Here is a 353-nt window from a genome sequence, read left to right on the forward strand (position 1 = left end):
GATCGAACTTGTCGAGCCTGGTGAAGCGCGGCAGCTTGCTGTCCGACATGAAGGGTTGGTGAGGCTGGGCTTTGGAGTCGTCTTGCATGGGACATCCGGTCAGAAGGAATGCGGCAGCAAACAGGACTGCCGCCCCGGCTGTGCGGGTGCCTTGCATCACCGCGCGTTCACCCCACCACGGGCGGATTGCCCACGCCGACCTGCGGAATCTTGCTGAAGCCCAGAGGGTTGGCCTGATTCCACCAGGTCCAGATGACCTGCGCCGGATCGATGTCCAGGTGCTGCTCGCGCGGATCGGGAAAGGGCTGGCCTTCCATCACGTAGGACTGGCGATGCCACTGATTGAACGATGC

General features: G+C 62.6%; 1 protein-coding gene. It reads right to left on the reverse strand.

The window, feature by feature from the left end; translation table 11 throughout:
* Positions 1-167 precede the first annotated feature (167 nt).
* The coding region (locus AC1DNC_RS16820) for a hypothetical protein (RefSeq protein WP_476863662.1) at positions 168-353 on the reverse strand (186 nt) is incomplete at its 5' end.

It is taken from the genome of Arthrobacter sp. 01N442, assembly GCF_056399345.1.